Origin of the sequence: Micromonospora sp. NBC_00421 (genome assembly GCF_036017915.1) — a bacterium.
Classification (GTDB): domain Bacteria; phylum Actinomycetota; class Actinomycetes; order Mycobacteriales; family Micromonosporaceae; genus Micromonospora.
On record NZ_CP107929.1, the window covers coordinates 1,533,455 to 1,559,606 of the forward strand.

Genomic DNA, 26,152 nt, shown 5'->3' on the forward strand with positions numbered 1-26,152 from the left:
CGATGCCGTACGCCGATCTCCGTGTCGCGCAGTGGAACGACCGCTCCGACGAGGCCGCCGAGCGGCTGGCCCGGGAGATCGCCGCCCGGCACGACCTGACCCTGGTGGGCCTGCGGGACAACGGCTACGCGGGACGGTCGCACCGGACGGCGCTGTTCGACCGGGGCGGACTGCGGTTCGCGCTGGTGCCCGGCGGGCGGCCGACGCTCGGCTACGACGCGGCCCGGTTGAACCCCGACGCCGGCCAGCTGGCCAGCTACGCCGACAGCGCCGAGGAGTACGGCCTGCCACCGCTGGCCGCGCACGTCGACGCGCTGACCTCGCCGGTGCGCGCCGTCGACCTGCCGGCGATGCTGGTCGCGGTGGAGGCTTGCGAACCCGGCGGGCTCCCGCTGCCCCCGGACGACCCGCGGGTCCGCGAACTCGTCGCGTCGATCGGCCACCGGGGGGACGGGGCCACCACGGTGCGCTCGGCCGACGGGCTGACCGTCGAACTCGACCGTACCGGCCGGGTGACCCGGGCCTGGGCGGTCGAGGAGGCCGACTACGACGAGGCGGTGGCCGCCCTCGCCGGCCTCGGCCTGCGGACCGCCACCCCGGACGAGTGGGAGTGGGCCTGCGGCGCCGGCGCGACCACACTGTTCCGCTGGGGCGACGACACCCCCGCCGACGGCTACCCGGACGAGTACCCGGACGGGGTGCACCGGACGCCGAACCTGTGGGGGCTGGCCATCGGGCAGGATCCCTACCGGTACGAGGTGACGACCGAGCCGACAGTGGTGTGCGGCGGCGACGGCGGTGTCACCGCCTGCGGCGGCAGCGGTTTCTTCCTGGGCTGGCTCACCCTCGCGACCGCCTACCGCGACGGGGACTTCGGCCGGTGGCTCGCCTCCGACGACGGGTACGCCGACGAGATCCTGACCCGCCCCGTGATCAGCCTGGACTGACCGGTCGGGCCGGTCAGCCCTTCAGCGGGTACGGGATGAAGGTGCTGCGGTTCTCGTCCAGGTCGAGCCGCCCGCTGATCGGGGCGGCGGCCCGCTGCGGGCAGGTCATCCGCTCGCAGGTCTTGCAGCCGGGGCCGATCGACGTGACGGCGTCGGTCGCGTACAGGTCGATCCCCGTGGAGTAGACCAGCCGGTCGGCGTGCCGGGTCTCGCAGCCGAGCCCGATCGCGTAGACCTTGCCGGGTTGGTTGTAGCCGCCGTGGTGCCGGGTGATGGTGCGGGCAATCCACAGGTAGCGCTGCCCGTCGGGCATCGCGGCCACCTGCACCACCACCCGGCCGGGCGCGCTGAACGCCTCGTAGACGTTCCACAGCGGACAGGTGCCGCCGGTCAGCGAGAACGGGAAGCCGGTGGCGGACTGGCGTTTCGACATGTTGCCGGCCCGGTCGACCCGGACGAACGAGAACGGCACCCCGCGCGCCCGGGGTCGTTGCAGCGTGCTGAGCCGGTGGCAGACCGTCTCCCAGCCCATGGTGAAATGCTGGGTGAGTAGCTCGATGTCGTACCGGTGCTGCTCGGCGGCCGCCAGGAAGGGCTCGTAGGGCAGGATCAGCGCGGCGGCGAAGTAGTTGGCCAGGCCGACCCGGGTGAGGATCTGGGTCTGCGGGTCGTCGAACCGTTCCTCCTCCACGATCTCGTCGATCACGTCGGCGTACTCCAGCAGGGCGATCTGCGCCGCCATCCGCATGGCCTCCTGCCCGGCCCGCAGCGACGTCGACAGGTGCAGGGTGCGGGTCTGCGGCCGGTAACGGTGCAGCTCGTCGCCGAGCAGGGTGGCGTCGTCGCGGCGGACCTGCACGCCGTGCCGCTGGGCGAGCCGGTCCTGCAACGTGGAGCGGACCTCACCCCGGCGCATCCCGATCGTCGCCGCCAACCGCTCCGCCGCCTCGTCCAGATCCGGCACGTAGTTCTGCCGGCGGTAGAAGAACTCGGTCACCCGGTCGTGCGGGCTGCGCCCGACCGTGTCCCGGTCGCCCAGCAGCTCGGCGAGCTGCTCGTCGGCCTGCCGGTAGCGGCGGTGCAGGTCGAGCACGGCCTCCGCGACCTCGGGCAGCCGGGTGGCGAGTTCGGTGAGGTCGGCGACGCCCGGTCGGCCGGGCAACGCCTCACGTAACCCGGCGACCAGCCGTGGGGTGTCCCGGGGGGCGAACACTGTCGGGTCGACGCCGAACACCTCGGTGATGCGCATGAGCACCGGCACGGTCAGCGGACGCGTGTCGTGCTCGATCTGGTTGAGGTAGCTGGGCGAGATGTTGAGCAGTCGGGCCAGCCGGGACTGGCTCAGCGCGCGGTCCTCACGCATCCGGCGCAGCCGGGCACCCGCGAAGGTCTTGTTCGTCACGCTCACCTCCCCGCTGCTCTTTCGGCAGCCCAGCACCCTTGGCAGAGTGCGAATATACCTGTTCGCAACTTCGCAGAACCGGGTGTGAACTTCTCAGAACTTGGCTTCTTCCGTCCCTCGACCACGCCCTGGACACCGTGTGACCGTGGGTGACACGCCGGCCGGGCGACGCGTTCGGCGACGCCGGGCGGCACGACGAATCCGGTGCCGGCGGCACGACATCCGAGGAGACGAGATCATGCAGAACGCCGTGGAGCGGTTGCGTACCGAGTGGGAGACCGACCCGCGCTGGCGGGGAGTGCGCCGCAGCTACCGCGCCGAGGACGTGGTCCGGCTGCGCGGCGCCGTCCAGGAGGAGCACACCCTGGCCCGGCGCGGGGCGGAGCGGCTGTGGCAGCTGCTGCACACCGAGGACTACGTCCACGCCCTGGGCGCGCTCACCGGCAACCAGGCCGTGCAGATGGTCCGGGCCGGACTCAAGGCGATCTACCTGTCCGGCTGGCAGGTGGCCGCGGACGCCAACCTCGCCGGACACACCTACCCCGACCAGAGTCTCTACCCGGCCAACTCGGTGCCCGCCGTGGTGCGCCGGATCAACAACGCGCTGCTGCGCGCCGGCCAGATCACCACCGCCGAGGGCGACGGCGGCGGGACCGACTGGCTGGCACCGATCGTCGCCGACGCCGAGGCCGGCTTCGGCGGACCGCTCAACGCCTACGAGCTGATGACCGCGATGATCGGGGCCGGTGCGGCGGGCGTGCACTGGGAGGACCAGCTCGCCGCGGAGAAGAAGTGCGGCCACCTCGGCGGCAAGGTGCTCGTCCCCACCGGGGCGCACGTCCGCACCCTGGAGGCGGCCCGGCTCGCCGCGGACGTCGCCGGGGTGCCGTCGGTGGTGATCGCCCGCACCGACGCGCAGGCCGCCACCCTGCTCACCACCGACGTGGACGAGCGGGACCGGCCGTTCGTCACCGGCGAGCGGACCGCCGAGGGCTTCTACCGGGTGCGCAACGGCATCGACCCGTGCATCGCCCGGGGCCTGGCCTACGCCCCGCACGCCGACCTGCTCTGGATGGAGACCTCCACCCCCGACCTGGAGGTCGCCCGCCGCTTCGCCGAGGCGATCAAGTCCGAGTACCCGGACCAACTCCTCGCCTACAACTGCTCGCCGTCGTTCAACTGGCGCAAGCACCTCGACGATGCCACCATCGCGAAGTTCCAGCGGGAACTCGGTCACCTGGGCTACCGGTTCCAGTTCATCACCCTGGCCGGCTTCCACGCCCTCAACTACTCGATGTTCGACCTGGCCCGGGGCTACGCCGCCGACGGCATGCCCGCCTACGTGGCGTTGCAGGAGCGGGAGTTCGCCGCCGAGCCGGCCGGCTACACCGCGGTCAAGCACCAGCGCGAGGTCGGCACCGGCTACTTCGACCTGATCAGCACCGTGCTCAACCCGGCGGCCGAGACCACCGCCCTGCGCGGCTCCACCGAAGAGGAGCAGTTCGCATGAGATACGAGATCGTCGGCCCGCTGGCCGACCGGTTCGACGAGGTCCTCACCGCCGACGCGCTGGAGTTCCTGGTCGCGCTGGACAGCGAGTTCGCCGCCCGTCGGGTGGCCCTGCTGGACACCCGCCGGGCCCGCCGGGACCGCTACGCCACCGGTCAGTTCCCCGATTTCCTGCCGGAGACCGCCGCGATCCGCGCCGACCCGGGCTGGCGGGTGGCCCCGCCCGCACCCGGCCTGGTCGACAGGCGGGTCGAGATCACCGGACCGACCGACCGCCGGATGACTGTCAACGCGCTCAACTCCGGGGCGAAGGTGTGGCTCGCCGACTTCGAGGACGCCACCGCGCCGACCTGGCACAACGTCGTCTCCGGCCAGCTCAACCTGATCGACGCCCTGGACCGGCGGATCGACTTCACCGACCCCCGTGGCAAGCGGTACGTCCTCGGCGAGGAACTGGCCACCATCGTCGTCCGTCCGCGCGGCTGGCACCTGGTGGAGAAGGGGATCGTGGTCGACGGGCGGCCCATCTCGGCCAGCCTGGTCGACTTCGGGCTCCACCTGTTCCACTGCGCCCGGCGGCAGCTCGACGCGGGTGCCGGGCCGTACTTCTACCTGCCGAAGCTGGAGAGCCACCGGGAGGCACGGCTGTGGAACGACGTCTTCGTCTTCGCCCAGCAACGCCTCGGCCTGCCCCGGGGCACCATCCGGGCCACCACGCTGATCGAGACGATCACCGCCGCCTTCGAGATGGAGGAGATCCTCTACGAGCTGCGCGAGCACTCGGCGGGGCTGAACGCGGGCCGGTGGGACTACATCTTCAGCGTGATCAAGAACTTCGGGCAGTGGCCGGACTTCGTCCTGCCGGACCGCTCCGAGGTGACCATGACGGTGCCGTTCATGCGCGCGTACACCGAGCTGCTGGTGGCCACCTGCCACCGGCGGGGAGCGCACGCGATCGGCGGGATGGCCGCCGTCATCCCGAACCGGGATCCACAGGTCAACGAGGTCGCCCTCGGCCGGGTGCGGGCGGACAAGCGGCGGGAGGCCGGTGACGGGTTCGACGGTTCGTGGGTGGCCCACCCGGGCCTGGTGGACACCTGCCGGGAGGAGTTCGACGCGGTGCTGGGCGACCGTCCCCACCAGCTCGACCGGCTGCGGGACGACGTCACCGTGACCGCCGCCGACCTGCTCGCCGTGGACAAGACCCCCGGCCGGGTCACCGCCGCCGGGCTACGGGCCAACATCGCGGTCGCGGTGCGCTACCTCGACGCGTGGCTCGGCGGCACCGGCGCGGTGGCCCTGTCGAACCTGATGGAGGACGCCGCCACCGCCGAGATCGCCCGCTGCCAGGTCTGGCAGTGGCGGCACCACGGCACCCCGCTGGCCGACGGCGGCTGCGTGACCGACGACCTGGTCCGGTCGATCCTCGCCGAGGAGTTGGCCGCCCTGGTGAGCGGGCGCGCGGGCACCGACCGGGACCGCGCCGTGCGGGCCGCCCGGATCGTCGAGGACACCGCCCTCGGCGAGGACCTGCCGGCCTTCTTCACCACCGGCGCGTACGCCCGGCACCTCGATCCGACCCGCCGGCGCGACCTGCCGGTCCGCTGAGGCGGAGACCGCGCGGCCTGGGGAGGGTCATCCTTCCCCGGCCGCGTCGGCGTCGACGGACTCGCGGCGGATCCGGCCCGGCCCGGACAGGGCGCGAGGCACCGGCTCGGTCGGCACGCACCGGCTCGGTGGGCCGTGGCGGGAAGAAGCCGGGCGTCACGGGGTGGGGCGGACTCCGGTGAGTCGGCATACGGCGGTGAATCCGTCCGGGGTGCCCGGCCAGTGTCGTGCGACGGCGTCGATGCCGGCGCGACGGACCACGGAGCGCAGCACGGCAGCCACGATGATGGCGTCGTCGGCGAAACCCAGCACCGGGATCACGTCGGGGATCAGGTCGACGGGGCTCGCCAGGTAGGCGATCAGCAGGTAGAGCCGCACCCGGACGCCGGTTGGCAGGCCCGGGTCGGTGGCCAGCCGGCGCAGCATCCGGATGAGGTCGGGCAGGATCCGGACCGCCTCGGTGAGTAGGGATCCCTTCGGCCGCACCAGCAGCAGGCCGATCGTCAGGGCCGTCCAGGAGGCGGCGAGCGCGATGCCGATGCCGAGGAGCACCTTCCACGTCATCAGGCGAGTATTCCTGCCCGACCCGGCGGACGCGCGCCAGGCGCCGTCCCACCGGCACGCGGGTAGCGTTCCGTACGGGCCGATCTTCGAATGTTTCGGTGACGGTGCCGTGGACGGTGCCCGCGACCGCCTGCCGCCGGCCTTCCCGAGTCTGGTGGTGCTCACCCCACCTGCATAAATGTATGCCCGTGCCCGAATGGCGGTTTCCGGAATATTTCCGAAAGTTGTTGACAGTGTGGCCGGGCGGTATCGATACTGGCCCTTCGGCATGGATGTATGTCTATCGATTGTTGGCGTCGTGCATCGAGGAGGACCTGTGAGCAACACCCTGAGGCAGCGGATGAAAGTCAGCAGGACGGCTTTGCCGATGGCGGTGTTGTTACTTGTCGGCGGTGGGGTGGCGGTCCAGTCCAGCAGCCCGGCCGCCGCAGCCGAGACCACGCTGCGCGCCGCGGCCGCCAAGGCCGGGCTGTTCTTCGGCACCGCCGCCTCGCCCAACCGGCTCTACCCGATCCTCGGTCAGGAATTCAGCCAGCTGACCCCCGAGAACGACATGAAGCCGGACCGGATCGCCACGTCGAGCGGTGGGCTACAGAACACCAGCGGCGCGGACCAGCTGGTCAACCACGCGCAGAGCAACAACATGGTGGTCCGGGGGCACACCCTGGTGTGGCACTCGCAGGCCGGCGCGCTCCAGGGCGCCAGCCAGGCGACGCTGAACACCTTCATCGGCAACGCCATCAACCGCTGGGGCAGCAAGATCGCCTACTGGGACGTGGTCAACGAGTCGCTGGAGGACAACAACACCGGCCGCCGCCGCAACCAGTGGCCGCACAGCATGAACCGGGACGCGAACGGTGACGGTGACTTCTTCGACGCCGGTGACACCGACGTCATCCGGGACTCGTTCATCCGGGCCAAGCAGGTAGTGCAGGCCGGCGGGTACTCCACCAAGCTCTGCATCAACGACTACGACGTCGAGGGCCTGACCGTCCAGGGCGGCGGCCCGAACCGCAAGGCCAACGCGCTGTACGACATCGTCCGCACCTACCGGCAGTACATCGACTGCGTCGGGTTCCAGTCGCACTTCAACGACAACCCGAACAGCATCATCACCAACGACCTGCAGGCCAACATCCAGCGCTTCGCCGACCTCGGCGTCGAGGTGCACCTCTCCGAGGTCGACATCGACGACGACCTGAGCAACAACGACATCGGCACCGGCCAGGCGGAGAACTACCGCAAGGTCGTCCGGGCCTGCCTGAACGTCGCCAAGTGCACAGGCATCACCGTCTGGGGCATCTCCGACAGCGAGTCGTGGCGCTCCTCGGAGCGGGGCCTGCTGTTCACCGGCGGCAACGGCAGCTACCAGAAGAAGGCCGCCTACCACGCGGTCCTCGACGAGCTGAACAAGGGCCGGGGCACCACCCCGCCCACGACCCCGCCGGTGACGACCGCCCCGCCGACGACCCCGCCGCCGACCACTGCGCCCCCGACGACTCCGCCGGTGACCACCCCGCCGCCGACCACGCCGCCGGTGACCACCGCCCCGCCGACCACGCCGCCGTCGACCGCCGGCTGCGCGGCCACGGTCTCGCTGAACTCGTGGACCGGTGGTTTCGTCGCCACCGTACGGGTCACCGCCGGCAGCGCACCGATCCGTGGCTGGAACGTCCAGCTCACCCTGCCGTCCGGTGCCACGGTGACCAGCGTCTGGAACGCCAACCGCACCGGCACCAGCGGCGCCGTGCAGTTCAGCAACGTCAACTACAACGGCGCGGTAAGCGCCGGTCAGTACACCGAGTTCGGCTTCCAGGGCACCGGTGCGGCCAGTGGCCTGACCCCGGTCTGCACCGCCTCCTGAGCCATCCCTGTCCTGGACGGGCGCGGGTCGTCCGTCCAGGACAGGGAGAGGCGGCCGGCGACGGCGGTCCGGCCCGGGATCCGAACGCCGGCCCCGTGGAACCGCGTCCGCCCTCCATCCGCCGGGGCGCCGATCGCCGTCGTCGTCAGCTCGGTTCACCTCTGGGGTCTCTATATTGGTGTGGCCTGCCGCAGCGGGTGGAACTGTCGTGAAAGAGGCGCGACGGGTCGGCCAGAGGGGGGACGTGGGTGGCACTGACCGACGACGCGATCGCGAAGATCCGGAGCATGATCTCCAGCGGTGAGCTGCCGCCGGGTGCGCGCCTCCCACCCGAGCCGCAGTTGGCCGTGCAGATGGGCCTGTCGCGCAGCGGCGTCCGGGAGGCGGTCAAGGTGCTCGAGTCGGCCCGGGTGCTCGACGTACGACGAGGCGACGGGACGTACGTCACCAGCCTCGCCCCCCGGTTGCTGCTGGAGGGCCTGGGTGTCGCGGTGGAACTGCTGCGCGACGACACCCTGCTGGAGGTGATGGAGGTGCGCCGGATGCTGGAGCCGATGGCGACCGGGCTGGCGGCACTGCGGATGACCGACGCCAGGCTCGACGAACTGCACCACATCCTGGCCGAGATGCGGGCGGCGGCCGACGACGCGGAGAAGCTGATCGGCTTCGACACCGCCTTCCACCACACCGTCGTCGCGACCACCGGCAACGAGACGCTCACCTCGCTGCTCGACGGGTTGTCCAGCCGGACGCTGCGGGCCCGGGTGTGGCGGGGGTTGATAGAGGGCAACTCGGCGCACCAGACGATCGACGAGCACCACGCGATCTACCTCGCGCTACGGTCACGCGACCAACTGCTCGCCCAGGCGAGCGCGCTGATCCACGTCAACACCTCCGAGGCGTGGCTGCGTACGGTGCTCGCCGCCAAGGCGGCCGATGCGTGAGCCCGACGGTGGCCGGGGTCATCCGGTCCGGGTCGGTGGCGGGAGCGGTGCGACCCGCCGGGCCAGGTCGTAGGTGCGTACGGCGGTGCCGGCGAAGATGTCCTGCCGGTCCCGCTCCGACAGGGGCGGCAGCGCCGCCGTCAACGCCCGGCACACTCCGGCGTAGTCCGACCTGAGCAGGCACACCGGCCAGTCCGAGCCGAACATCAGCCGGTCCGCGCCGAACTCCGCCACGGCCACCTCGACGAAGGGGCGGAGGTCCTCCGGTGACCAGGTCGGCCCGGCCTCGGTGACCAGACCGGACAGCTTGGCGGTGACGTTGGGGTTGGCGGCGAGCGCGGCCAGCGGACCGCGCCAGCCGTGCAGACCCGCCGTACCCTGGTCGATCCTGGGTTTGCCCAGGTGGTCGAGGACGAACCTGAGCTGCGGCACCGCCGCGGCCGCGCGGGCCGCCGCCGGTAGCTGGTCGGCGCGGATCACCAGGTCGAACGTGAGCCCGGCGGCGGCGATCTCGGCGAGACCACGACGCACGTCGGCCCGGTCGAGGTAGTCGGGATCCGCTTCCCCCTGCACCTGCGAACGCACCCCGGCCAGGAGGTCGCCGCCGCGCAGCCGGCGGTAGGCCGCGACGGTGGCGGGCACGTCGTCGGCCGCGACGTCGAGCCAGGCCACCACCGCGAGGATCGGCGCGGTGTCGGCGGCGTAGCCGAGGAACTCGGCGGCCTCGTCACTGTGGCAGCGACCCCCTTCCACAAGCACGGTGCCGGTCACCCCGGTCGCGGTGAGCTCGGCGGTCAGGTCCGCCGGGGTGAACGGCCGGCGGATCGTCGCCAGCTCGGGCGCGTCCAGCCAGGCGTATCCGCGTTCCGGGCGCCACAGGTGGTGGTGCGCGTCGATGATCATGCCGTCGGCGCTCCCGCCGTCGCCGGCGCGGAGGTCCACTGCGGACCGTCCGGGAAGCGGAAGGCGGCCAGCGAGGCCGGCAGGATCTCCGCGCTCATGCCCGGGGCGGTGGGAGTCAGGTACCGCCCGCCGGTGACCCGGGCCGGGTCGACGAAGTGCTCGTGCAGGTGGTCGACGTACTCGATGGCCCGGTCGTCGGTGCTGCCGCTGACCGCGACGAAGTCGAACATCGCCAGGTGCTGCACCAGCTCGCACAGCCCCACCCCGCCGGCGTGCGGGCAGACCGGCACCCCGAAGCGCGCGGCGAGCAGCAGGATCGCCAGGTTCTCGTTCACCCCGGCGACCCGGCAGGCGTCGATCTGCACCACGTCGACCGCCTCGGCCTGGAGCAGTTGTTTGAACATCACCGCGTTGTGCACGTGCTCGCCGGTGGCCACCCGGATCGGGTCGAGCGCCGTACGGACGGCGGCGTGCCCGAGCACGTCGTCGGGCGACGTCGGCTCCTCGATCCAGTACGGGTCGAACGCGGCGAGCTCGCGCATCCACCGGATCGCCTCGGGTACGCCCCAGATCTGGTTGGCGTCGACCGCGAGGCGGATCGCCGGCCCGACGGCTCGCCGGGCGATGCCCATCCGGCGTACGTCGTCGGCCAGGTTCCCGCCGACCTTGAGTTTGATCAGTCGATAGCCGTCCCGTACCGCCTCCACGCAGAGCCGGGCCAGCTTCTCGTCGTCGTAACCCAGCCAGCCCGGGGTCGTGGTGTACGCCGGATAACCCTCGGCCCGCAGCCGGCTCTCCCGTTCGGCCCGGCCGTCGGCCGCCCGGCGCAGCAGCGCGAGCGCGTCGTCCTCGGTGAGGGCGTCGCGCAGGTAGCGGAAGTCGACCTGGGCGACAAGCTGTTCCGGGGTGAGGTCGGCCAGCAGCTTCCACAGGGGTTTGCCGGCCCGTCGGGCGGCGAGGTCCCACACCGCGTTGACCAGGCCGCCGGCGGCCATGTGCACGACACCCTTCTCCGGGCCCAGCCAGCGGATCTGACTGTCGCCGACGAGTCGCCGCGCGAGGGCGCCCGGGTCGGCGGTCAGCTCGTCCACCGGCTGGCCGACCACCATCGCGGCGAGCGACCGGACGGCGGCGACCTGGATCTCGGTGCCGCGCCCCACGGTGAAGACCAGCCCGTGCCCCTCGGCGCCCGCCGAGGTCCGCACGACGACGTATGCGGCGGAGTAGTCGGGGAACGGGTTCATCGCGTCCGACCCGTCCCGGTGGACGGAGGTGGGGAAGCGTACGTCGATCGTCTCTACCGACGAGATGCGCTCAGTCAACGGAACTCCTGGGTTGGGGAACGGTTGGCGGTCTGCTGCCTGTCTCGTGGCGTGGCTCGTGCGGTCAGGCGTTCAGGTCTGAACCTTGCCGCCGGTGATCCGCGAGACCACCAGGGCGACCAGGATGACGGCGCCGTTGAGGAAGTTGGTCCACTGTGCGGGCACCCCGGCCAGGGTCAGCACGTTAATGATCATGAAGAGCAGCAGGACGCCGGTGAAGGCGCCGAAGACGCTGCCCCTGCCGCCGTTGAGGCTCACCCCGCCGATCACCGCCGCCGCGAAGACCTGGAAGATCGCCCCGTCGCCCTGGGCCGCCGGCACCGCCGCCAGCCGGCCGCTGATCAGCAGCCCGGCCAGGGCGGCGAGCACGCTGGCCACGACGAGCGCGATCCACAGCACCCGGTCGGTACGGATGCCCGCGGCGCGGGCCGCGTCGGCGTTGCCGCCGATGGCGTACAACGCCCGGCCCGCGCGGGTGTGGCCGAGGACCACGATCCCGGCGGCGAACAACAGCAGGGACACCCAGATCGAGGCCGGTATCCCGAACCAGCTGGTGGAGCCGAGATACGTCATCGACCCGGGCAGCGCGAAGAAGGTCTGTCCGCCGGAGATGCCGGTGAGCAGCCCCCGCAGGATGATCAGCATGCCCAACGTCACGATGAAGCCGTTGAGGCCGAACCGGACGATGAGCAGCCCGTTGAACGCCCCGACCAGGGCACCGACGAGCAGGACCACAGGCACCGCCCAGTCCTCCGGCAGCAGGCCGAGCCCCAGCCCCCGGGTGAGCGCGGGGTCGACGACGAGCCAGGCGGCGATGCCCGGCGCGAGCCCGAAGGTGGACTCCAACGACAGGTCCATCTTGCCGGTGATCAGCACGATGGTCTGGGCCAGCACCAGAATGGCGATCTCGGACATGCTCTGCAGCACGTTGACGATGTTGTCGGAACTCAGGAACACCGGGCTGATGACCCACCCGACGACCGCCACCGCGACGATCGCCGGCACCAGTGCCAGGTCGCGCAGCCGGGCGAGGGCCAGGCTCCGCGACGGTGCCGACGACGGCGGACGCGACGGTGGTGGCGCAGGAGCCGACGCCTTCCCGGTGGACAGCGTCTCAGACATGGTGGAGGTCCACCCCTTCCATCGCGGCTACCAGATCGTTGTCGCTCCAGCCGTGGGCCATCTCGCCGACCACCCGGCCCTGGAACATCACCAGCACGCGATCGCAGATCCGCAGGTCGTCGAGCTCGTCGGAGACCACCAGCACGGTGGCGCCCCGACGTCGCACGTCCTCGACGACACCGAGCAGGGTCTGCTTGGACCGCACGTCGACCCCGGCGGTGGGCGTGATCAGCACCAACAGCTGCGGATCGTTGGCCAACGCCCGGCCCATCACGACCTTCTGCTGGTTGCCGCCGGACAGCTCGGCGACCGGCACCTGTGGCCCGGACGCCTTGATCGTCAACTCGGCGATGGTGTCCCGGGCCAGTGCGTCCCGCCGGGCCGGCGAGATGAGGCCGTACCGCCCGACCCGGTCCGGCACGGTCATCGTGACGTTCTCCGCGATGGACAGCGACGGCACCAGACCCTCCCGGTGCCGGTCCTGCGGCACCAGACCGACGCCGGCGTCGAGGGCGTCGGGCACGCTGCCCGGCCGCAGCACCCGGCCGGCGAGGGTGACCGTCCCACCCGCGGGGCGGGCGAGACCGACGATCGCCTCGGCCACCTCGACCTTGCCGCTGCCACCGCCACCGGCGATGCCGACGACCTCGCCCGCCCTGGCCTCCATCGACAGTCCGGCGCCGGACGAGGTGACCAGGTCGCGCACCGACAGCAGCACCGGCGCGGCGGACGTCGGGGGTCGGTGGCCGGCCGCCGGCAGCGTCACGTCCTCCCCGGTCATCGCGGCGACCAACGCCTGCCGGTCCAACTCGGCGACCGGGGCGGTGACGACGTGCCGGGCGTCGCGGAAGACCGTGACCCGGTCGCAGAGTTCGTAGATCTCCTGGAGGTGGTGGCTGATGAACAGGAACGTCACGCCGTGCGCCCGCAGGTCCCGGATCCGGGTGAACAGGCGGTTGATGCCCGCCGCGTCGAGCTGGGCGGTCGGCTCGTCGAGGATGATGAACCGGGCACCGAAGGACAACGCGCGGGCGATCTCCACGAACTGCCGCTGCTCGACCGAGAGGGCGGAGGCCGGCTGGCGGACGTCGACGTCCACCGACCAGGTCGCCAGCAGCTGTTCCGCCTCCCGGCGCAGGCTCGACCAGCGGATCAGACCGCTGCGGGAGCGGGCGTGCCGGTTGAGGAACAGGTTCTCCGCCACCGTGAGGGTGGGGATGATCGTCGACTTCTGGTAGACGCACGCCACCCGCTGCCGCCACGCGTCGCGGTCGGCCAACGGCGGTGCCGGACGCCCGTCGAAGGCCACCGCGCCACCGTCGGCGGCCTGCAGCCCGGTCAGGATGCCCACCAGCGTCGACTTGCCGGCGCCGTTGCGCCCCACCAGGGCGTGCGTCTCACCGCGGTGGACCACGATCCCCGCCTCGGACAGGGCGAGGGTGGAACCGAACCGTTTGGTGATCTCCACGGCCTCGACGACCGGCGGGTGGGCGTCGACCGGCCCGCCGGTCGGGCGGTGCGCGGTGGCACTCATGCCTGACGGCCCCACAGCGACGTGTCGTCGAACTTCACAGTCGGCTGCCCCCCGACCGGTGCGCCGTCCAACGTCACGAGCGGTGCGGGGAGCTGGTCCTCGAGCAGGCCCTCGCGCACCTGGATGATGGTGCTGCCGTGCTCGGTGGGGCCGGGCTGGAAGGTCCTGCCCTCGATCGCCGCCTTGGCGTACTCCAGCCCGTACTTGGCGTAGAGGTCGGCGGGCTGGCTGACGGTGGCGTCGATCAGGCCGTCGCCGATGTTCTTCAGCTCCTCGGGGATGCCGTCGTTGGAGACGACGAAGACGTGCTTCGGGTCGGTCGGCGGCACCTGGAGGTCGCGCTGCTTGAGGATCTGCAGGGTGCCCGACAGGGCGAAGGAGGACTGCATGTAGATGCCCTTGACGTCCGGGTCGGAGGCGAAGCGGGTCTGCAGCTTCGACGCCGCCACGTCGGCCTTCCAGTCGGTCGCCTCCCCGAACACCTTGATGCCGGGGAACTCCTTGCCCATGCACTCGTGGAACGCCTCGGTGCGGTCCCGACCGTTGATCGAGTCCAGGCCGCCCTGGAGCATGACGACCTTGCCCCGGCCGCCGAGCTTGCTGCCCAGGAACTGGCACGCCTTGGTGCCGTAGGCGCGGTTGTCGGCGCGTACCACCATGAACACCTTTCCGGTGTCGGGGCGGGTGTCGATGGTGACCACCGGGATCTTGCGGCTCTCCAGTTGGCTCAGGGTCGGCGCGACGGCGGCGGTGTCCTGCGGGGCCATCACCACCCCCTTGACGCCCTGGCTCATGAAGGTCTGCGCGTTCGAGATGAGGTTCGCGATGTCGTTCTGCGAGTTGGTGGTCTTGAGGTCGACCCCCAACTCCTGGGCGGACTGCGGCACGTACTTGATGTAGGAGTTCCAGAAGTCGGTGTCCGAGCGCGGGTAGTCGACCCCGATGAGCGCCTTGCCGCCGCCCGAACCGGCCCCGTCGCCGCCCCGGTCGCCGCAGCCGGCGGTGAGGGTGGCGGTCGCGCCGAGCAGCAACGTCAACCCCGCGCTCAACAGCTGTCTGTGGTTCATGGGGACTCTCCGTTTCTCGGGGCGTGGTCCGGCACGCCTCCTGGGGCGGGGCGGTGCTGGTCGGCGTAGGGGTGCCCGCCCACCGGTCATACGTCAGACGTTAGAGTTTCCAGTGGTGGACGTCAATGCCTGAGATCCCCCTCATGGGCAGGCTGCGCCGATTCGCACCGACCGGCAACGGCGGGCAGACGTCAGATCAATCCCCCATGGCGTCCGGCCTGCGGGGCGGCCGCAGGCACGCCGGGGGTACGCGACGGGGGTGCCCTGCGGTCAGCCCCGGCCGGGCTCCGGTCGGTCGTCGAAGGCCAGGGTCACCGTGCCGTCCGCTCATTCTGCCGGTCGGGCGCCGATCGTGGGGAACCCGCCGTGACCGCAGGCCTCGCCCGCCTCCCCGGGAATCCGGCCGACCCCGCCCCCGACTTCCACTCAGTGGAAGACCTCGTCCCGGTCACCGGGTGCCGCGCGCGATGATGCAGTGGCATCGACGTACGTCGAGAAGGAGGTCGGTCGGATGGTGTTCGCCCGGGACCAGTGGTACGTGGCGGCCTACGGCGGTGAGGTCGGCCGGGGTCTGCTCGCCCGTACGGTGCTCGGTGAGCCACTGGTGCTCTACCGCACCGGGGCGGGGGAGGCGGTGGCGCTCGCCGACCGGTGCGTACACCGGCGCTACCCGTTGTCCGAGAGCCGGCTCGACGGCGACACGGTCGTCTGCGGCTACCACGGCTTCACCTACGACCCGACCGGCGCGTGTGTCTTCGTACCCGGTCAGCAGCGCATTCCGCGCACCGCGAGGGTCGCCTCCTATCCGGTGGTGGAGCAGGACTCCTTCGTCTGGGTCTGGATCGGCGACCGGGACCGGGCCGATCCGGCCGCGATTCCCCGTGCCCCGTGGCTTGCCGACCCCCGGTACGCGGTGGTGCGCGGGATGGCCCCGCTGGACGCGCGCTACGGCCTGCTGGTCGACAACCTGCTCGACCTGTCCCACGAGACCTACCTGCACGGTGGTTACATCGGCACGCCGGAGGTGGCGGACACCCCGATCACCACCGAGGTCGACGAGGACCGGGGCGTCGTCTACGTCAGCCGGCACATGGACGACGCCGAGTGCCCGCCGTTCTATGCCCACTCGACCGGGATCCAGGGCCGGATCACCAGGTGGCAGGACATCGAGTACCACCCGCCCTGCCTCTATCTCCTGCACAGCCGGATCGCGCCGCAGGGGGTGCCGCCGCCCGCCGAGGGCGAGGACAGCGACGCCTTCCACGCCGAGATCGTGTACGCGATCACCCCGTCGACCGCGCACACCACGTACGACTTCTGGGCGGTGGCACGCGACTTCGCCATCGACGACGAGTCGGTCAGCGAGTACCTGCACCAGAGCAACCACACAGTGGTCATGCAGGACGTGGCGGCGCTGAACATCCTGGAGCGGGTGATCGCCGCCGAGCCGGAGCGCTACCAGGAGTTGAGCATCAACATCGACACCGGTGGCCTGGCCGCCCGACGGCTGCTGGCCCGGATGGTCGGGTCGGGGACGGTGGGAGTGCCGCGGTGACCTCCCCTGTCCGCATGCTCACCGGAGAGCGGGTCCACCGGGTCCACTGGGTGCCGGGCACGGACACGCTGCGCGGGATCTGCCACTGCGGTGCCGAGCGGGCCGCCGACGAACCGGTCGAGTTGTGGGAGTGGCTGCTCGGCCACCCGCGGGGCCACCGGGTTCCGGCGCGGCCGGCGTCCGTACCACCGGCGCGGCCGGCGGCCACGGCATCCGTGCCAGGGCGGCCGGCGGTGCCGGCGTGACCGACCTGGCCGGGACGGAGCTGGTGGTCGTGGCCCGGGAGCGGGTGGCGGCGGAGGTGGTGGAGATCGGCCTGGGTCGTCCGGACGGCGGCGACCTGCCCGGGTGGACCCCGGGTGCGCACGTCGACCTGGAGTTGGGCCCGGGGCTGGTCCGCCAGTACTCCCTCTGCGGCGACCCGGGGGAGCGGTCGGTCCTGCGGATCGCGGTGCAACGCGAACCGGACGGGCGCGGCGGCTCCCGGCTGGCGCACGAGCGGCTCACCGTCGGCGGCGCCGTCCGGGTGCACGGTCCCCGCAACACCTTCCCGCTGGTCGCCGGCCCGTGCTACCTCTTCGTCGCCGGCGGCATCGGCATCACCCCGATCCGGCCGATGGTGGCCGCCGCCGACGCCGCGGGCGCCGACTGGCGACTGGTGTACGGCGGCCGCAGCCGCGCCGCCATGGCCTTCGCCACCGACCTGCGGGAGACCTACGGCGACCGGGTGAGCCTGCACCCGCAGGACGAGACCGGCCTGCTCGACCTGGTCACCGTGCTGGGTGGACCCGACACCGGCCTCGTCTACTGCTGCGGCCCGGAATCCCTGGTCCGGGCGGTGGAGGAGCACTGTCGGGACTGGCCGCCCGGCGGCCTGCACGTCGAGCGGTTCGCTCCACGCGACGACACCGGCGGGCCGGAGGCGGCGATCGAGGTCGAACTCGCGCTGTCCGGCAGGACGGTGACCGTGCCGGCGGGCACGTCGATCCTGCGGGCGGTGGAGCAGGCCGGCGTGGCGGTCCTCTCGTCCTGTCGGGAGGGCACCTGCGGCACCTGCGAGACCCCGGTGCTCGCCGGGGTGCCCGAGCACCGCGACAGCCTGCTCACCGCGCAGGAGCGGGCCGCCGGGGACACCATGCTGATCTGTGTCTCCCGGTCCCGTACGCCCCGGCTCGTCCTGGAGCTGTGAGCGGTCGGCGCGGGCGGGGAGGATGGTGGGGTGCGCGGGCAACCGGGACGGTCGGTGACGAGCCGGGTGTTGGCGCTGCTCGACGCGTTCAGCCCGGCCGACCCGGCGCTGACCCTGAGCGAGCTGGCCCGGCGGGCCGGGTTGCCGCTGTCCACCGTGCACCGGCGGGTCGCCGAACTGCTCGCGTGGGGGGCGCTGGAACGCGGCGACGACGGGCGGTACCGGATCGGCCTGCGGCTGTGGGAGGTCGGCTCGCTCGCGCCCCGGGGCCTGGGGCTGCGGGAGGTGGCCCTCCCGGTCATGGAGGACCTTTACGAGGTGACCCACGAGAACGTCCAGCTCGCCGTCCGGCAGGACCTCGAACTCGTCTTCATCGAACGGATCGCCGGGCGGCACGCCGTGCCGGTGCTCACCCGGGTGGGTGGCCGCTTCGCGTTGCACGCCACCGGCGTCGGACTGGTCCTGCTCGCCCACGCGCCCGTCGAGATCCAGCAACAGGTGCTGGCCGCGCCGCTGGAGCGGTACACCGCACTGACCGTCACCGACCCGGGGCGGCTGCGCCGCTGTCTCGCCGAGGTGCGCCGGGCCGGGTACGCGGTAAGCGACCGTCAGGTCACCATGGACGCCCTGTCGGTGGCCGCGCCGATCCGTGCACCGCAGGGCGTGGTGGCGGCGATCTCGTTGGTGGTCGCCCACGACCGGGCGGACCCGGTGGCGCTGGCGCCGCTGGTCCGGGCCGCCGGCCGGGTGCTCTCCCGGGCATTGGGCGGCGCACATCGGTGACCACCGGTCGGGTGCGGTCGCGGTGTCAGTCGGGGAAGGCCAGCCGGCGCAGCAGTGGGGCCAGCCACTCGTGCTCCCGGGGTGTCACGCCGGCCAGCGAGCCGAGCCCCACGGCGTTGACGGCGTCCTGGGCGCGGACGAACAGGGCCCGACCGGCCTCGGTGGCGACCAGGACGTTGGCCCTGCGGTCGGCGGGGTCGGCGTGCCGCTCGACCAGGTGGCGCTGCTCCAGCCCGTCGATGAGGGCGACTACCTGGCTCGGGTCGAGACGCAGGAACTCGGCGAGCTCCCGCTGGGTCGGGCGGACGTCGTCGGCGGCCAGGGCGAGCACCGAGTAGGAGCGGGCCTTCAACCCGTGCTCGGCGAGGGCGGCGTTCGCCGCTGCCAGGGCGAGCGCGTTGGCCCTGGCCAGCAGGAAGCTGAGGTCCCCGGCGAGCACGCTGTCCCGCAGCCGGTCGCGGCCGGTCGATCGGCTGCGTTCGGCGGGGGACATGGCGACGATGGTAGCAAGCTTCCTAAATAATTGACATTTTCAACGGTCCATGCTCAGATCGCATCGACGAAAGGGAGTGCCCATGTCACTGGACGGCAAAGTCGCCATCGTCACCGGATCCGGGCGCGGGCTCGGCCTCGCGTACGCCCGGGAGTTGGCGCGACGCGGCGTGGCCGTCGTGGTCAACGACGTCGACGCCGAGGCCACCGCGGAGGCCGTGGCGGCGATCGGGGCGTCCGGCGGGCGGGCCGTCGCAGTGGTCGCACCGGTCGGCCCGACCGAGACCGCGACGCAACTCGTCAGTACGGCGGTCGCGCAGTTCGGCCGGCTGGACATCCTGGTCACCAACGCCGGCGTGCTGCGCGACACCGTGCTGTGGAAGATGAGCGACGACGACTTCGACACGGTGGTCAACGTGCACCTGCGCGGCACCTTCACCACCGTGCGCGAGGCGGTGCGGCACATGCGGCAGGCCGGCGAGGGCGGGCGGATCATCTGCATCGGGTCACCCACCGGTCAGCGGGGCACCTTCGGCCAGACCAACTACGCGGCTGCCAAGGCGGGCATCGTCGGCATGGTCCGCACCTGGGCGCTGGAGCTGAAGCGGTCCGGCATCACCGCCAACACGGTCGTCCCGGTCGCCGCGACCGCGATGACCGCCACCGTCCCCTACTTCGCCGCCGCGGTACGCGCCGAGGCGGACGGCGAGCCGATGCCCGCGTTCTTCCGGCACGATCTCGGGTTCGGCACGGCCGACGACGTCGCCGGGCTGGTCGCGTTCCTCGGCTCCGACGCGGCGGCCCAGGTGACCGGGCAGGTGCTCGGGGTGGGCGGTGACCGGCTCCAGGTCTGGACCCACCCGGAGGCGGCGCTGACCGCGTACCGCGAGGGCGGCTGGACCTACGACGCTCTGGTGGAGGCGTGGCCGGCGACGTTCGACGGGGCCGCGCAGAGCGTCGGCGAGAGATTCCCGGAGCTGCCCGCCCAGTTCCAGCCGGCGGCCCCCTGACCCGTCCGACCGGTGCACCCCACCGACGAGACCGCCCGCCGGATCCGACCCCCCCGACGGAGGCCGCCCCCGTGTACCAGCCCGCGATCGACCTCGACGCCGTCACGGCGATCGACATGCACGTGCACATCGAGGTCGACGGCCACGGCCACACCTCGCTGCCCGAGCCGCTGGTGGCGGCGGTGTCGAAGTACTTCCGGACGGACGGGCCCCGGCCCGCCGTCGACGCGGTGGCCCGGTACTACCGCGAGCGCGACATGGCCGCCGTCGTCTTCACCGTGGACGCGGGCACCCAGCTGAAGCATCCACCGCTGTCCAGCGTCGACATCGCCCGTGCCGCGGCCGAGCACGCCGACGTGCTCATCCCCTTCGGGTCGGTCGACCCGCGCACCGGCGAGGCGGCCCTCGAACTCGCCACCCGGCTGATCGAGCAGGAGGGGGTACGCGGCTTCAAGTTCCACCCCACAGTGCAGGGCTTCGACCCCGGCCACGACGAGTACGCCCCGCTGTGGGGCCTGATCGCGCGGGCCGGGCTCCCGGCGATCTTCCACACCGGGCAGACCGGCATCGGCGCGGGCACCCCGGGCGGCTACGGCCTGCGGCTCGGCCTGTCCAATCCGATGCTGCTCGACCCGGTCGCGGCCGACTTCCCCGACCTGCAGATCGTGATGGCCCACCCGTCGGTGCCCTGGCAGGACGAGGCGCTGTCGGTGGCCACCCACAAACCCAACACCTGGATCGACCTGTCCGGCTGGAGTCCGAAGTACTTCCCGGCCGAGCTGGTGCGCCACGCCAACTCGGTGCTCAGGCGCCGGGTGCTCTTCGGCACCGACTATCCGCTGCTCACCCCCGACCGGTGGCTGCGCGACGTCGCGACCACCGACCTCAGGCCGGAGGTGCTCCCGGGCATCCTCAAGGACAACGCGGTCCGGCTGCTGGGCCTCGCCGGGGAACGACGAGAGGAAGCGCCATGACCACGACCATCACCTACGACCAGCTCGCCGACCTCGCCGGCACCGATCTGGGGCACACCGGGTACCGGACGGTCACCCAGGACCAGGTGCACCTGTTCGCCGACGCCACCGACGACCACCAGTGGATCCACGTCGACCCTGAGCGGGCGAAGGCCGGCCCGTTCGGCGCGCCCATCGCGCACGGCTTCCTCACCCTGTCCCTGGCGGTGCCGTTCTGGACCGAGCTGCTCGAGGTCAAGGGCGTGTCGACCAAGGTGAACTACGGCCTCGACCGGGTGCGCTTCCCCGCCCCGGTGGTGGTCGGGGCGCGGGTGCGGATGCGGGCCACGGTCGCCGAGGTGACCGAGGTCCGGGGCGGCTACCAGCTCACCGTCGACCAGACCATCGAGATCGAGGGTGCGGCCAAGCCGGCGGTCGTCGCGCGGGGGTTGTACCGCTTCCACGCCTGAGCCCGGGTGTCCGAGCCGGGTGGGCACACCACCTCCACCTCCACCACCAGGAGACTGCTGATGCACCAGCACGGAATCGGCGCGTGGGTGGCCAGGCGCCGGCTCACGTCCCCGGACCGGGTCGCCCTCATCCACGGCGAGGGCTACACCGTCACGTACGCCCAGTTCGCCGACGCCGTGGACCGGGTCTCGGTGGTGCTGGGCGAGCACGGCGTCGGCACCGGTGACGCGGTGGCCTACCTGGGTGAGAACAGCCCGGAGTTCCTCCAGGTGATGTTCGCGGCGGCGCAGCTCGGTGCCGTCTTCGTGCCGGTCAACACCCGGCTGGCGCCCCCCGAGATCGGTCACGTCCTGACGGACTGCGCCGCCCGGGTGCTGATCCACGACCCGGACTTCGCGGTGCCGGTGGCCACCGCCCTGCCGGCCGTCCGGCCCCCGCACGTCGTCGTCACCGGTGCGGGCACCCCGGACCGGCCGGGGCTCGCCCCCCTGGTGCGGGAAGCCGATCCCGGGCACGCCGGCCACGCCGACCCCGACCACCAGGATCCGGCGGCGATCGTCTACACCTCGGGCACGACCGGTCGGGCCAAGGGCGCCGTGCTGACCCACGGCAACCTCACCTGGGTCGCGCTCAACTGCGTGGTCGACTACGACGTCGTCTCGACCGACGTGGCGTTGATGATCTCGCCGCTGTTCCACGTCGCCTCGCTGGGAATGGGCGCCCTGCCCGTCATCCTCAAGGGCGCCACCATGGTCGTCGAGCGGGGCTTCGAGCCGGGGCGGGCGCTGGCGCAGATCGCCCGGCACGGGGTCACCATGCTCAGCGGCGTGCCGACCACCTACCAGCTGCTGGCCGACCATCCCGCCTGGTCCTCGACCGACCTGTCCACGCTGGCGAAGCTCACCTGCGGCGGCTCGGCGGTGCCGACCCGCATCCTGGACGCGTACGAGGCGCGGGGCCTGTCCTTCTCCCAGGGGTACGGCATGACCGAGGCGTCGCCGGGCGTGACCGCGCTGCCCCCCGCGATGACCCGGGCCAAGCAGGGCAGCGTGGGCCTACCGCACTTCTTCACCGACGTGCGGATCACCGACCCGACCGGAGCCGTGCTGCCCGCCGGTGCCGTCGGCGAGATCGAGGTGGCCGGGCCGAACGTCTTCCCCGGCTACCACGGGCTGCCGGCGGCGACCGCCGAGGCGTTCACGGCCGACGGGTGGTTCCGCTCCGGGGACCTGGGCCACCTGGACGCCGACGGTTACCTGCACATCTCCGGCCGGCTCAAGGACATGATCATCTCGGGTGGGGAGAACATCTACCCGGCCGAGATCGAACTGCTGCTCGGCGAGATCGACGGAGTGGTCTCGGCGGCCGTCATCGGGGTGCCGGACGACCGCTGGGGCGAGGTGCCGTGGGCGATCGTGACCGTGCGGCAGGGGGCGACCGTGGACACCGACACCGTGCGGGCCCACCTCGACGGCCGGCTCGCCCGCTACAAGCTGCCGAAGAACGTGGTCGTCGTCGACGAGCTGCCGCGCACCGCGTCGGGAAAGGTGCGCAAGGCCGACCTCAGGGCCCGCTTCGCCGGCTGACCGTGGGGCGGGCCGCGACGAGGGCGGCGAACTCCGCCGCGGACGCCTCGGCCAGCGTCCGGTGCACCCGACGGTAGGTCTCCACCGACCGGGTGGCCGGCCACTGCGCGTCCATGAACTCCGCCGGCAGCCGCGGGTCGGCCCGCAGCAGGGCGAGCCAGTCCGCCACCAGCATCGTCCGCAGGGTCAGCGCGCTCGACGCCAGCGCCGTCGCGGCCGGGTCGTCCCACACCTCGATGAACGCCAGGTGCTCGCGGCGGATCGCCTCGATGTCCCAGGCGGCGCGGACGCTCTCGCCGATCGGGAAGCCGGCGAGTTCGCGGGCGTGGAAGGCGACCACGGCGTGCGGCGCGAGGTCCTGTCGCAGCGGCTCCAACGACCCGGCGAGGTCGACCTCGCCGGGCGCCAGCCAGAGCCCGTCGCGGATCGGCGCGAAACCCTCCCAGGTGAGGGTGGAGCGCAGTCGGTGCCGCAGCCGGCGCTGGTCCTCCGGGATCGAGAAGGTGACAAGCGTCCAGCCGCTGCCCTGGGGGTCGAACGGTCGTGGCCCGCGCACCCGGTAGGTCGCCTCGCGCAGCACCGCCGCCCCGTGCTCGGTCAGCGAGAACAGGGTCTCCCTGCCGCTGCGGCCCCGGGTGAGGATGCCGCTGCGGACCAGCCGGTCGAGGGTGGCCCGGATCGCCGGCGCGGCGACGCCCGCCCCCTCCAGCACGGTGATCAGGGCGCTCGCCCGGATCGGCCCGGTGGCGTCGTCGACCACGTGCTCGCCGAAGAGGGCGAGCAGGAGTTGCTTCGGTTGACGCCGGCTCACGGTCGTCCCTTTCGACGGGCGGGTGCCCCGGCGCTCACGGCGCGAGGTGCGGGGCCACATTCTGCCCCCGCTTGGCCCGCTGGATCTCGCCGTAGACGTGCGTGCGCAGCTCGGTGAAGCGGGGCAGGGCGCGGGTGCCGATCTGGTCGCGCTCCGCCGGCAGGTCGATCGCCAGGTCCTCGCGGACCCGGGTCGGGGAGTGCGACAGCACCAGCACCCGCTGGCCCAGGTACACCGACTCGTCGATGTCGTGGGTGACGAAGAGGATCGACATCCCACGGCGGGCGTGCAGCTCGCGGACCAGGTCCTCCAGGTCGGCCCGGGTCTGCGCGTCCACCGCGGCGAACGGTTCGTCCATGATCAGGACCTCGGGTTGGTAGGCGAGGGCCCGGGCGATCGCCACCCGCTGCTGCATCCCGCCGGAGAGCTGCCACGGGTGGCTGCACGCGGCGTGTGCCAGGCCCACCGCGTCGAGCGCGTCGGCGACCAGCGTGGCCCGGTCCGCGCGGGAGAGTTTCTTGTGCCGCAGCGGAAGCTCGACGTTGCCGCGCACCGTCAGCCACGGATAGAGGCTGCGGCCGTACTCCTGGAACACCACGGCCATCGCGGGGCTCGGGCCGGTCACCGGCGCGCCGTGCATCTCGACCACCCCACCGGTGGGGCGCAGCAGCCCGGCGAGGCACTTCAGCAGGGTGGTCTTGCCGCACCCGGACGGCCCGACGATGCAGACGAGCTCGCCGGCGTCCATGGTGAAGCTGAGGTCCCCGATCGCCTCGACGTCGCCGGTGGGGGACTGGTAGACCTTGCGCAGGTGCTCCACCCGCAGCAGGGTGCGCCGGTCAGGCACGGTTGACCTCCCTGATTCCGTGGTACCAGCGCAGCACGCGCCGTTCGACGAGACCGAATGCGACGGCGAGCAGGACACCGACCAGCCCGAGCAGCAGGATGCCGCTCCACATCTCGGCGACCAGGTAGTTGCGCTGGAAGTAGGCGATCCGGTAACCCAGCCCGGCCGACGAGGCGAACATCTCGGAGATGACCATCAGGATGAGGCCGACCGAGAGCGCCTGCCGGACCCCGGCCATGATCCGGGGGCTGGCGGCCGGCAGCACCAGGAACCACAGCCGCTGCCACCAGGTGACCCGGAACGACCGGGCGGTCTCGGTCAGCACGCTGTCGGTCGCCCGGACACCCTCGACGGTGTTCAGCAGGATCGGCCAGACCGCGCCGGAGACGATCACCGCCACCTTCATCGTGTCGGTGATGCCGAGCAGGAGCATGGCCACCGGGATCAGCACCGGTGGCGGGATGGCCCGGAGGAACTCCAGCAGTGGTTCGAGCAGTTCGCGCAGCCACCGGGTCAGGCCGATGACGGTGCCGGCGGCGATGCCGAGCACGATCGACGCGGCGACGCCGAGGCCGAGGCGGTAGAGGCTCGGCAGCACGTCCTCGACGAACGCCGGGCCGATCCAGGTGTCGACGAAGGCTTCGGCGATCGTCACCGGGCCGGGGAAGAACAGGCTGGTCGACCTGGTCGCCACCAGGCCCCAGAGCACCAGGAGCAGCAGCGGCAGCCCGAGCGCGTGCAGCACGCCCGCCATCAGGCGGTCGCCGGCGGCGCGACGGCGCGGCGGGGTGGCGATCCGGCCCGGGTACGCGGTCACTGCGCCTGCTCCCCTCGTACCGACTGGTGCCACGACAGGGTCCGCCGTTCCACGAACCGGAAGACGAGGTTCACCGCCAGCCCGAGCAGGCCGGTGACCACGACCAGGGCGTACAGGCCGACGGCGTCCCCACCCGAGCGGGACAGCTCGATCATGCGGCCGAGGCCGGGGTTGCCGATCACCATCTCGGCGGTGACGGCCAGGATGAGCGCCACCGCCGCCGCGAGCCGCACGCCGGTCATCAGGTACGGCAGGGCGGTCGGCAGGACGAGGTGGGTCAGCCGTTCGCGGCGACGTAGACCGAAACTGAGCGCGGTGTCCCGGGCGACCGCGTCGACGTCGGCGACCCCGTAGATCACCTGCACGAACACCTGCCAGAACGACGCGTAGACGATGATGACCAGGGCCGCCTGCCGTTGGATGCCGAACATCAGCACGGCGAGCGGGATGAGGGCGACCGACGGGATGGGGCGCAGGAACTCCACGATCGTGTGCGTCGCGCGCCGCAGGAACGGCACCAGGCCGACGACCGTGCCGAGGACGACGGCGGCGACCGTCGCCAGTGTCACCCCGATCGCCCAGGACGTCATGGTGCTGCCCAGCCGCCGCCAGAACGCGAGGTCGACGAGCTGTTCGGAGAGCCGTGCCAGCACGTCGGTCACGTACGGCAGGTACTGCGGGTCGACCAGGCCCAGTGCCGGGACCGCCTGCCAGACGGCGAGGAATCCGGCCAGGCCGACGACGCCCAGCAGTGCCCTGCGCGACGCGGGCAGGCGGCGGGTGGGGAGCAGGCGCATGTCACCTCCGTGGTGGCGTGGGCGGTGCGGCCCTCCCCGGACCGGGGAGGGCGTC

General features: G+C 72.1%; 25 protein-coding genes. 13 read left to right on the forward strand and 12 right to left on the reverse strand.

All coding sequences use genetic code 11. The features are described 5' to 3' along the window. Window positions 1-2 precede the first annotated feature (2 nt). Window positions 3-947, forward strand: a complete 945-nt coding sequence (locus OHQ87_RS06610) for a hypothetical protein (protein WP_328345906.1) — start codon at window positions 3-5, stop codon at window positions 945-947. A gap of 13 nt (window positions 948-960) precedes the next feature. On the opposite strand, the gene OHQ87_RS06615 is transcribed toward OHQ87_RS06610, so the two are convergent. Continuing rightward, on the reverse strand, window positions 961-2,349 hold the full coding sequence (locus tag OHQ87_RS06615) for a short-chain fatty acyl-CoA regulator family protein (protein ID WP_328345908.1): 1,389 nt from the start codon (window positions 2,347-2,349) through the stop codon (window positions 961-963). Between the two features lie 238 nt (window positions 2,350-2,587). On the opposite strand from OHQ87_RS06615, the gene aceA reads away from it, so the two are divergent. Continuing rightward, a complete protein-coding gene (aceA, locus tag OHQ87_RS06620) occupies window positions 2,588-3,859 on the forward strand; it encodes an isocitrate lyase (protein WP_328345910.1) in 1,272 nt (423 codons plus the stop codon). After that, window positions 3,856-5,466 (forward strand): malate synthase A, encoded by a 1,611-nt coding sequence (aceB, locus tag OHQ87_RS06625; RefSeq protein WP_328345912.1) that lies wholly within the window; start codon window positions 3,856-3,858, stop codon window positions 5,464-5,466. Before aceA ends, aceB begins: the two co-directional genes overlap by 4 nt. A 156-nt stretch (window positions 5,467-5,622) precedes the next feature. On the opposite strand, the gene OHQ87_RS06630 is transcribed toward aceB, so the two are convergent. Next, window positions 5,623-6,030 carry a YkvA family protein gene (locus tag OHQ87_RS06630; RefSeq protein WP_328345914.1) on the reverse strand — a complete coding sequence of 136 codons (408 nt, stop codon included), beginning with the start codon at window positions 6,028-6,030 and terminating at the stop codon, window positions 5,623-5,625. A 316-nt stretch (window positions 6,031-6,346) separates the two neighbouring features. On the opposite strand from OHQ87_RS06630, the gene OHQ87_RS06635 reads away from it, so the two are divergent. Together OHQ87_RS06635 and OHQ87_RS06640 are read left to right on the forward strand one after the other, a co-directional pair. Further along, on the forward strand, window positions 6,347-7,894 hold the full coding sequence (locus tag OHQ87_RS06635; protein ID WP_328345916.1) for an endo-1,4-beta-xylanase: 1,548 nt from the start codon (window positions 6,347-6,349) through the stop codon (window positions 7,892-7,894). A 248-nt stretch (window positions 7,895-8,142) separates the two neighbouring features. After that, window positions 8,143-8,838 (forward strand): FadR/GntR family transcriptional regulator, encoded by a 696-nt coding sequence (locus OHQ87_RS06640; protein ID WP_328345918.1) that lies wholly within the window; start codon window positions 8,143-8,145, stop codon window positions 8,836-8,838. 18 nt (window positions 8,839-8,856) lie between these two features. Here the strand turns inward: OHQ87_RS06640 and OHQ87_RS06645 are convergent, their stop codons facing one another. The 5 genes from OHQ87_RS06645 to OHQ87_RS06665 form a co-directional block, all read right to left on the reverse strand. After that, window positions 8,857-9,741, reverse strand: coding sequence for an amidohydrolase family protein (locus OHQ87_RS06645; RefSeq protein ID WP_328345920.1), 885 nt, complete (start codon window positions 9,739-9,741; stop codon window positions 8,857-8,859). Next, on the reverse strand, window positions 9,738-11,063 hold the full coding sequence (locus tag OHQ87_RS06650) for an enolase C-terminal domain-like protein (RefSeq protein WP_328345922.1): 1,326 nt from the start codon (window positions 11,061-11,063) through the stop codon (window positions 9,738-9,740). The genes OHQ87_RS06645 and OHQ87_RS06650 overlap by 4 nt, the downstream gene beginning before the upstream one ends. Window positions 11,064-11,135: 72 nt before the next feature. Then, a complete protein-coding gene (locus OHQ87_RS06655; RefSeq protein WP_328345924.1) occupies window positions 11,136-12,185 on the reverse strand; it encodes an ABC transporter permease in 1,050 nt (349 codons plus the stop codon). Next, the gene (locus tag OHQ87_RS06660; protein ID WP_328345926.1) at window positions 12,178-13,719 is read right to left on the reverse strand and encodes a sugar ABC transporter ATP-binding protein; all 1,542 of its coding nucleotides are present in this window, start codon (window positions 13,717-13,719) and stop codon (window positions 12,178-12,180) included. The genes OHQ87_RS06655 and OHQ87_RS06660 overlap by 8 nt, the downstream gene beginning before the upstream one ends. Beyond that, complete coding sequence (locus OHQ87_RS06665) at window positions 13,716-14,786, reverse strand: sugar ABC transporter substrate-binding protein (RefSeq protein ID WP_328345927.1); 1,071 nt, start codon at window positions 14,784-14,786, stop codon at window positions 13,716-13,718. The genes OHQ87_RS06660 and OHQ87_RS06665 overlap by 4 nt, the downstream gene beginning before the upstream one ends. 475 nt (window positions 14,787-15,261) lie before the next feature. Here OHQ87_RS06665 and OHQ87_RS06670 point away from each other — a divergent pair, with 475 nt between their 5' ends. From OHQ87_RS06670 to OHQ87_RS06685, 4 genes are read left to right on the forward strand one after another with little or no spacing between them, the layout of a single operon-like run. Beyond that, window positions 15,262-16,341 (forward strand): aromatic ring-hydroxylating dioxygenase subunit alpha, encoded by a 1,080-nt coding sequence (locus OHQ87_RS06670; RefSeq protein WP_328345929.1) that lies wholly within the window; start codon window positions 15,262-15,264, stop codon window positions 16,339-16,341. Between the two features lie 14 nt (window positions 16,342-16,355). Next, a complete protein-coding gene (locus tag OHQ87_RS06675; protein ID WP_328345931.1) occupies window positions 16,356-16,586 on the forward strand; it encodes a hypothetical protein in 231 nt (76 codons plus the stop codon). Beyond that, on the forward strand, window positions 16,583-17,530 hold the full coding sequence (locus tag OHQ87_RS06680) for a PDR/VanB family oxidoreductase (protein WP_328345933.1): 948 nt from the start codon (window positions 16,583-16,585) through the stop codon (window positions 17,528-17,530). The genes OHQ87_RS06675 and OHQ87_RS06680 overlap by 4 nt, the downstream gene beginning before the upstream one ends. A 54-nt stretch (window positions 17,531-17,584) precedes the next feature. Then, complete coding sequence (locus OHQ87_RS06685; RefSeq protein ID WP_328345935.1) at window positions 17,585-18,313, forward strand: IclR family transcriptional regulator; 729 nt, start codon at window positions 17,585-17,587, stop codon at window positions 18,311-18,313. A 25-nt stretch (window positions 18,314-18,338) separates the two neighbouring features. Here OHQ87_RS06685 and OHQ87_RS06690 read toward each other — a convergent pair whose 3' ends face one another. Beyond that, complete coding sequence (locus tag OHQ87_RS06690) at window positions 18,339-18,806, reverse strand: MarR family winged helix-turn-helix transcriptional regulator (RefSeq protein WP_328345937.1); 468 nt, start codon at window positions 18,804-18,806, stop codon at window positions 18,339-18,341. 82 nt (window positions 18,807-18,888) lie between these two features. Between OHQ87_RS06690 and OHQ87_RS06695 the strand changes: the two genes are divergently transcribed. The 4 genes from OHQ87_RS06695 (at window position 18,889) to OHQ87_RS06710 (ending at window position 22,825) form a co-directional block, all read left to right on the forward strand. Continuing rightward, on the forward strand, window positions 18,889-19,815 hold the full coding sequence (locus tag OHQ87_RS06695; protein WP_328345939.1) for an SDR family oxidoreductase: 927 nt from the start codon (window positions 18,889-18,891) through the stop codon (window positions 19,813-19,815). A 71-nt stretch (window positions 19,816-19,886) separates the two neighbouring features. Continuing rightward, window positions 19,887-20,789 carry an amidohydrolase family protein gene (locus OHQ87_RS06700; protein ID WP_328345941.1) on the forward strand — a complete coding sequence of 301 codons (903 nt, stop codon included), beginning with the start codon at window positions 19,887-19,889 and terminating at the stop codon, window positions 20,787-20,789. Then, window positions 20,786-21,238 carry a MaoC family dehydratase gene (locus tag OHQ87_RS06705; RefSeq protein WP_328345943.1) on the forward strand — a complete coding sequence of 151 codons (453 nt, stop codon included), beginning with the start codon at window positions 20,786-20,788 and terminating at the stop codon, window positions 21,236-21,238. The genes OHQ87_RS06700 and OHQ87_RS06705 overlap by 4 nt, the downstream gene beginning before the upstream one ends. Window positions 21,239-21,298: 60 nt before the next feature. Further along, on the forward strand, window positions 21,299-22,825 hold the full coding sequence (locus OHQ87_RS06710) for an acyl-CoA synthetase (RefSeq protein ID WP_328345945.1): 1,527 nt from the start codon (window positions 21,299-21,301) through the stop codon (window positions 22,823-22,825). Here the strand turns inward: OHQ87_RS06710 and OHQ87_RS06715 are convergent. From OHQ87_RS06715 to OHQ87_RS06730, 4 genes are read right to left on the reverse strand one after another with little or no spacing between them, the layout of a single operon-like run. Continuing rightward, the gene (locus tag OHQ87_RS06715; RefSeq protein WP_328345947.1) at window positions 22,803-23,636 is read right to left on the reverse strand and encodes a PaaX family transcriptional regulator; all 834 of its coding nucleotides are present in this window, start codon (window positions 23,634-23,636) and stop codon (window positions 22,803-22,805) included. The two genes, OHQ87_RS06710 and OHQ87_RS06715, sit on opposite strands and share 23 nt — an antisense overlap. A 34-nt stretch (window positions 23,637-23,670) precedes the next feature. Then, window positions 23,671-24,483: an ABC transporter ATP-binding protein gene (locus OHQ87_RS06720; RefSeq protein ID WP_328345949.1), complete on the reverse strand. Its 813-nt coding sequence runs from the start codon at window positions 24,481-24,483 to the stop codon at window positions 23,671-23,673. Further along, window positions 24,476-25,300 (reverse strand): ABC transporter permease, encoded by an 825-nt coding sequence (locus tag OHQ87_RS06725; RefSeq protein ID WP_328345951.1) that lies wholly within the window; start codon window positions 25,298-25,300, stop codon window positions 24,476-24,478. Before OHQ87_RS06725 ends, OHQ87_RS06720 begins: the two co-directional genes overlap by 8 nt. After that, entirely contained in the window at window positions 25,297-26,097 is an 801-nt protein-coding gene (locus tag OHQ87_RS06730; RefSeq protein WP_328345953.1) for an ABC transporter permease, read from the reverse strand. The genes OHQ87_RS06725 and OHQ87_RS06730 overlap by 4 nt, the downstream gene beginning before the upstream one ends. Window positions 26,098-26,152 lie beyond the last annotated feature (55 nt).